Raw genomic sequence first — 6,781 nt, forward strand, 5'->3', positions numbered from 1 at the left:
CGAGGGCTTCCTACCATGGCCCTCGCCATGCAATCGAACTGGCCCCAAACCCTCTGGATCGTGCGCCACGGTCAAAGCGCCGGCAATGTCGCGCGCGACGCGGCGGAAGCGGGCGGTCTGCCGCTGATCGAGCTGGCGTGGCGCGACATCGACGTGCCGCTCTCCGAACTCGGCATGGAGCAGTCGATTGCGCTCGGCAACTGGTTCGCCAGGCGGCCCGCGCACGAGCAGCCCGAGGTGATCCTCTGCTCCCCCTACTTGCGCGCCCGTGCCACCGCGGAACTCGTCGCCGAGCATGGCGGCCTGTCCGGCGACAGGATGAAGCTGCGCATGGACGAGCGCCTGCGGGAGAAGGAATTCGGCATTCTCGACCGGCTGACCAAGCTGGGCATCCGCCAGAAGCATCCCGAGCTCGATGCGCAGCGCCTGCACGTGGGGAAGTTCTACTTTCGGCCACCCGGCGGCGAGAGCTGGTGCGACGTGATCCTGCGCCTGCGCAGCCTGCTCGAGATGGTGACGCGCGAGTACGCAGGCCAGCGCGTGCTGGTGGTGGCGCACCAGGTCATCGTCAACTGCCTGCGCTACTTGATCGAGCACCTGGATGAAAACCAGATCCTCGAGATCGACCGGCAGGGCGACGTGCCCAATTGCGCCATTACCTCCTACCGCGCCGAGCGACACGGCGACGAAGACGAAGTGCTGCAGCTCGACTTGGTGAACTTCCTCGCGCCCCTGCGCGAAGCCGACGCGCCGGTGACCCGCGCGCCCGACCAGCCGGCGGCGCCCAAGCCCTGATGGCCCCTGCGCGCGCCACCCCTCTGACCGAAGCATCGCTGGCGCACTGGCCGCTGCCCGATCCGGGTCCGGACGCGGACAAGGAGTCGCGCGGCCGCGTGCTGGTGATTGCGGGCAGCGCAGAGCTGCCGGGCGCTGCGCTGCTCGCCGGCTCTGCCGCGCTGCGGGCGGGCGCGGGCAAGCTCACCATCGCCAGCCCTGCCTCCATCGCCTCCGGCGTGGCGCTCGCAATTCCGGAATCGCGGGTCATCGCCCTGCCCGAGACACGTGGCGGCGGCATCGCCGCGCGCGGCTGCGAGGCGCTGGCTCCGCTTGCTGCGCAGGTGGCGGCCGTCGTGGTAGGCCCGGGCCTGGGCGACGAGCGCGGCAGCATGGCTTTCGTGCGCCGGCTCTTGCCGCTTTTCCGTGAATGCACCGTGCTGCTGGATTCGATCGCGATGTCGGTGGCGACCGAACGAGCCTTCGACCAGCCGGTGCTGCTGACCCCGCACGCGGGCGAAATGGCGCACTTGTCCGGCCTGCCCAAGGAGGCCATCGCCCAGGAAGCGCTGGCCGTCGCCGGCGAGGCTGCCGCTCGCTGGAATGCCTGCGTCGTGCTCAAGGGCGCGAGCACGGTGATCGCGACGCCGCAGCGCCGCGCCTGGCGCTTCGATGGTGGTTCGCCCGGGCTCGCCACTTCGGGTTCGGGCGACGTGCTGGCAGGTCTGATGGGCGGCTTTGCGGCCCGCGGACTGCCGCCCGAGAAGGCGGCGGCCTGGGCCGTGGTGGTGCATGCCAGGGCGGGCAAGAACCTGGGCCAGCGCGTGGGCCCCCTTGGCTACCTGGCAAGCGAGCTGGCGGGGGAAGTGCCGGGCGTGGTTCGGCGTCTCGCCCGCTGACGGGCGCTTCGCCCATCACGACAGCCTCCCGTTGCAAATCCTTACACACTCCGGTGTCGATCGGCGGTGTCGTCCTTCGACGTTGATGTAGAGCTTTATCCCGGAAGCTCACTCACCCAACCTTTCAGGAGAACGACATGCGATTCATGGTCATTGTGAAAGCCAGCAAGGATTCCGAAGCCGGCGTGATGCCGACACAGAAGATGCTCACCGACATGGGCAACTACAACGAGGAGCTCGTGAAAGCCGGCGTGATGCTGGCCGGCGAAGGCCTGCAGCCCAGTTCCAAGGGGGCACGGGTGCGCTTCGACGGCAAGGCGCGCACAGTCATCGACGGCCCCTTCAGCGAGACCAAGGAGCTGATCGCCGGCTACTGGCTCTGGCAGGTGCGCTCCAGGGACGAGGCCATCGAGTGGCTCAAGCGCGCACCCTTTACCGACGGCGAGGAGGTCGAGCTGCGTCAGGTCTTCGAAATGGAGGACTTCGGCGCGGAGTTCACGCCCGAGCTGCGCGAGCAGGAAAAGCGGCTCATGGCCGAAGCGGAAAAGAACCGCAAGTCCTGAGCGCCCATCCATCTGACGGAGATTCGACAATGAAATTCGTGGTCATTCGAAAAGCCGACAAGGACACCGAAGCGGGCGTGATGCCCACCGAGCAGCTGGTCACCGACATGCTCAAGTACAACGAGGAGATGATCAAGGCAGGCGTGATGCTCGACGGCATGGGCCTGCAGCCCAGCATCAAGGGCGCCCGCGTCAAGTTCAGCAACGGCAGGCCGACGGTGATCGACGGCCCTTTCGCCGAAGCCAAGGAACTGGTCGCCGGCTTCAGCATCATCCAGGTGAAATCCAGGGAGGAAGCCATCGAGTGGGTCAAGCGCTGGCCGCCCATCGACGGCGGCGGCAATGTCGAGATCGAGATCCGGCAGGTCTACGAGGCCGAGGACTTCGGCGCCGAGTTCACGCCCGAGATGCGCAAGCACGAAGCGTGGCTGCGCGACGCCGCCGAGAAGCGCTCCGCGGGCGGGAACTGAGGCCACCTGCTCCTGCTGGTCGCTGACGAACGATGAGCACGCCGGAGATCCACCGCACCATCAACGCCGTCCGGCGCATCGAATCAGCCAGGATCATCGGTGTGCTCGCGCGCATGGTGCGCGACGTCGGCGTGGCCGAGGAGCTGGCGCAGGACGCGCTGGTGGCCGCATTGGAGCAATGGCCCCACGAGGGCTTGCCCGACAATCCCGCCGCCTGGCTCATGCAGGCCGCCAAGCACCGCGCCCTGGACCTGCTGCGCAGGCGCAAGCTGCATGCGAGCAAGGAGGACGAGATCGGCCGCGAGATCGACGCGCAGCACGCCATGGCGGCCGCCGCTTTCGCCGACGCCGTCGATGCCGCGCTCGATGACGACGTGGGCGACGACCTGCTGCGGCTGGTCTTCACCGCCTGCCACCCGGTGCTCTCGCCCGAGGCGCGGGTGGCACTCACCCTGCGGCTGCTGGGCGGCCTCGGCACCGACGAGATCGCGCGCTCCTTCCTGGTGCCGGAGGCCACGATCGCGCAGCGCATCGTGCGGGCCAAGCGCACGCTGGCGGCGGCGCGCGTGCCCTTCGAGGCGCCGCGCGCGCACGAGCTCGGCGCGCGGCTGGACTCGGTGCTGGAGGTGATCTACCTCGTCTTCAACGAGGGCTACTCCGCCACCACCGGCGACGACTGGATGCGCCCCGCGCTGTGCGACGAAGCGCTGCGCCTCGGCCGCATCCTGGCCGGCCTGGTGCCCGACGAGCCCGAGGTGCACGGCCTGGTCGCGCTGATGGAGATCCAGGCGTCGCGCTCGGCCGCGCGCGTGGATGCGCAGGGAGAGCCCGTGCTGCTGCTGGAGCAGAACCGCGCGCGCTGGGACCAGTTGCTGATCCACCGGGGCCTTGCCGCGCTGGCGCACGCCGAAGCCCTGGGTGGTGCGCTGGGACCCTACGCGCTGCAGGCCGCCATTGCCGCCTGCCATGCGCGCGCGCGCACGCCGGAGCAGACCGACTGGACGCGCATCGCGGCCCTGTACGAGGCGCTGTCGCAGCTCGCGCCCTCGCCCATCGTCGAGCTCAACCGGGCGGTGGCATTGTCGATGGCCTTCGGGCCAGCCACGGGCCTGGAGCTGGTCGACGCGCTGCGCGACGAGCCACAGCTGAAGGGCTACCACCTGCTGCCGAGCGTGCGCGGCGACCTGCTGGCCAAGCTGGGCCGCAAGGCGGAGGCATGCGCGGAGTTCCAGCACGCCGCCTCGCTCACGCGCAACGCGCGCGAGCGCAAGCTGCTGCTGATGCGTGCGCTGGCCTGCTCGAGTCCACTGAATCATTGAGCCTGCTGCCGCCCGGCGAACAGCGGGCGCCCGAACGCCTATTCGGCCTTCTTCTTCGCAAGCGCGCCGCCGGCGATCTGCCCGCGGAATTCGCGCAGCCTGGCCTTGAGCCGGCGCTCGTTGACCAAGCCGGTGCGGATCATCATCTTCTGCCCGGCCGACAGCGATTCGAGCCCGGGGTCGACGAACTCGTAATGCACCCAGGGCCGCTCGGAGGGCATGTCGCCCTTGATCTCGACCAGCTTCACCTGCGGCGGCCCGGCCGGCTCGGGCGCCTGCAGCAGGTGATCGATCACCGCGACCAGGCGGTCGTTGAAATGACGGTTGGGATAACCGAGCTCCTCGTAGGCTTGCTGGAACAGCGGGTAGAGCTTCTGGTAGAGAGCCGCCGCGTGCTGCGGGTTCACCGATTCGGCGAACAGCACGAAGGGCGTGTAGCGCGCGCCGTTGTCGAGGCTGATGGTCTGCGTCTCGCCACTGCCGCTGGCCATGAAGCGCTTGGGCGCGCGCTGCACCGGCCACATGCGCGCCGCGGCCTGGTCGCGCGGCAGGTTGTCGACGGTGGCGACGAAGCGGAGCACGAAGCCGTCGGTCTGCAGGAAGCTGCCCACCGCCTTGGCGCCGAGCAGTTCGGCCAGCGCGGAGCGCACATGGGCATCGGCGTCGTTGAGCTTGGGCAGGGTTGCGTCGGCGGTGGTGTCGACCGGGTTCTGCGGCTCCACCGGCGCTGCCGCGGCAGGTGCGGGCGCGGGGGCATCGGGCTGCGGCGCGGTAGCGGCCGGAGTCGCTTCGACAGGGGCGGCCTGCTGGTGCGACCAGCGCCACCAGACGGCGCCGGCGCCGAGCGCCAGCACCACCAGCACCACGAGGATCCACAGCGAGGACTCGCGCGCCGGCCTCAGATCGTCGAACTCACGTTCGGGCATGGGGCATCTCTCCTTTTCATGAGCTCCACCATTGGACGCCATCCGGGGCGGCGGGAGCGGCGGCGGTGGTAACGGCCTGTGACGGCGGGCGCCCAGCCCGGTCGGATCGCGTGCGCGTGCAGTGGTTCCGTGCCACGTTCGTGCGGCTGCGCGGCTCTACAGCGGAAAGGCCTCCAGCCCTGCCTGCCCTTCGGCGGCCTTGCCCGGCGTGTGCGCGACGTTCATCACCCAGCACACCATCGCGAAATAGCCCACCAGCGCGCTGAGTTCCACCACGATCTGCTTGCCGAAGCGCGACTCGGCCGCGGCATAGGTGGGCTCGCTCACGCCATGGTGGCGCAACAGCTCGAGCGCGAAGTCGAGGGCGAGCTGCTCGTCTTCGGCCAGGGGCGTGGCGCGGCGGCCCAGGCGCAGCGCCTCGATCGCCTCGGCGTTCACGCCGGCCTTGACCGCCGCCTGCGCGTGCAGCAGCCACTCGAACTGGTTGCCGACCTCGCGTGCGACCACGCAGGTCACCAGCTCGCGCACGCGCGCATCGAGCTGGCTGTCGAAACGCAGGTATTCGCCCAGGCTGCCGATGCGCTCCATCAGCACCGGGCTCTGCAGCAGCGGGATGAAGGGACCGAAGACGCCCTTGCGCGGGCCGTCGATGAGTGTCTGGGCGGCCTTGCGCTGGGCCTCGGACAGGGTGTCGGCGGCGGGCATCGGCATGCGCTCGGCCCAGGGTCGGGATTGCCCTTGTTCGAACATTGTCGTTTCCTTTCAGCGAAGAGATGATGAGTTGATCATGCGGCACGCGCCAGCCACCAGGCGCTGCCGGCCAGGGCCAGCGCGCCGATCGCCAGTGCGACGAAGAGACCGCCGAAGCCCTGGGCGCTGCCGCTGAGCAGGGACGACAGCACCGGGCCCACCATCTGGCCGATCGCGAAGGCTGCCGTCATGCGGCCCAGCGCGCGCGTGGGGTCGCCGAGGCTGCGCGCCCTCGCCTCCTGCATGCCGGCCATGGTCGCGACCATGAAGGTGCCGCCCACCAGCAGCGCCGCCAGCAGCACGGTGAGCGCCGACAGGTGCAGAACCGGCAGCAGGCAGCCCAATGCCATCAGCGCATGGCTTCCGGCGAGCACGTGGCGCCGCGACATCTTCGACAGCGCCAGGCTCGCGAAGAGCGTGGAGACCGCGGCAGCCGCGCCGAACACCGGCCAGGCGGCGCCGAAGACGGCCGGATCGTCGACCACCGCGCGCGCCAGCACGGGCAGGAAGGTGGCGGGCAGGATGTAGCCGAAGCCGAGCATGCCATAGCAGATCACCAGGCCCCATGGCACGCCGCGCGCCGTTGCCGGCCCGGCCGCGGCGGGCGCAGGCGCCGCCGCCGAGGGCATGCCGCGCGGCATCAGCAGCGCCACCGCGGCCAGGCCCGCGAGCGCGAGAGCGCCGAGCTGCAGCCAGAGCGCGTCGGGTCTCACGTCCGCCGCACCCGCGCGCCAGCAGTAGAGGCCGGCGAGCGCGATACCCGCACCCACCCCCGCATAAAGCAGGCCTGGCCCTGCCGGCCGGTCGAAGCGCGACAGCCAGCCGAGACACCAGACACTGGTGCTCACCAGCGCCCAGGCGCTGGCCACGCCGGCCACGAAACGCAGGAACAGCCAGGCCGGCAGCGAACTTGTCCAGCCCATGGAGGCGGTCGAGGCCACGATCAGCGCGAGGGCCAGCAGCGCGACGCGCTGCGGCGTGAAAGGAAGGCGCGCCGTCGTGAGCGCGCCCAGCAGATAGCCCGCGTAGTTGGCGGCGGCCAGCCAGCCGCCCGCCGCTACATCGGCGCTGCCGGCGCGG

8 protein-coding genes are annotated in these 6,781 nt (G+C 70.1%); 5 read left to right on the plus strand and 3 right to left on the minus strand.

From position 1 onward, the window contains the following. Positions 1 to 27: 27 nt before the first annotated feature. From APY03_RS28725 to APY03_RS28745, 5 genes are all read left to right on the plus strand, one after another. The gene (locus APY03_RS28725) at positions 28 to 795 is read left to right on the plus strand and encodes a histidine phosphatase family protein (protein WP_068682331.1); all 768 of its coding nucleotides are present in this window, start codon (positions 28 to 30) and stop codon (positions 793 to 795) included. Continuing rightward, positions 795 to 1,673, plus strand: coding sequence for an NAD(P)H-hydrate dehydratase (locus APY03_RS28730; protein ID WP_068682333.1), 879 nt, complete (start codon positions 795 to 797; stop codon positions 1,671 to 1,673). Before APY03_RS28725 ends, APY03_RS28730 begins: the two co-directional genes overlap by 1 nt. Positions 1,674 to 1,810: 137 nt before the next feature. Beyond that, positions 1,811 to 2,236 carry a YciI family protein gene (locus tag APY03_RS28735; protein ID WP_068682335.1) on the plus strand — a complete coding sequence of 142 codons (426 nt, stop codon included), beginning with the start codon at positions 1,811 to 1,813 and terminating at the stop codon, positions 2,234 to 2,236. A 29-nt stretch (positions 2,237 to 2,265) separates the two neighbouring features. Further along, on the plus strand, positions 2,266 to 2,706 hold the full coding sequence (locus APY03_RS28740; RefSeq protein WP_068682337.1) for a YciI family protein: 441 nt from the start codon (positions 2,266 to 2,268) through the stop codon (positions 2,704 to 2,706). 32 nt (positions 2,707 to 2,738) lie between these two features. Beyond that, positions 2,739 to 4,025, plus strand: coding sequence for an RNA polymerase sigma factor (locus APY03_RS28745; protein WP_068682339.1), 1,287 nt, complete (start codon positions 2,739 to 2,741; stop codon positions 4,023 to 4,025). 38 nt (positions 4,026 to 4,063) lie between these two features. Here the strand turns inward: APY03_RS28745 and APY03_RS28750 are convergent, their stop codons facing one another. From APY03_RS28750 to APY03_RS28760, 3 genes are all read right to left on the minus strand, one after another. Further along, entirely contained in the window at positions 4,064 to 4,951 is an 888-nt protein-coding gene (locus APY03_RS28750; protein WP_068682341.1) for a DUF3014 domain-containing protein, read from the minus strand. Between the two features lie 156 nt (positions 4,952 to 5,107). Beyond that, a complete protein-coding gene (locus APY03_RS28755; RefSeq protein WP_068682343.1) occupies positions 5,108 to 5,701 on the minus strand; it encodes a carboxymuconolactone decarboxylase family protein in 594 nt (197 codons plus the stop codon). 35 nt (positions 5,702 to 5,736) lie between these two features. Beyond that, positions 5,737 to 6,781 (minus strand): YbfB/YjiJ family MFS transporter (locus APY03_RS28760; RefSeq protein ID WP_083944626.1); only part of this gene is annotated, 1,045 nt, incomplete at its 5' end.

It is taken from the genome of Variovorax sp. WDL1, assembly GCF_001541225.1.
Taxonomy (GTDB): domain Bacteria; phylum Pseudomonadota; class Gammaproteobacteria; order Burkholderiales; family Burkholderiaceae_C; genus Variovorax.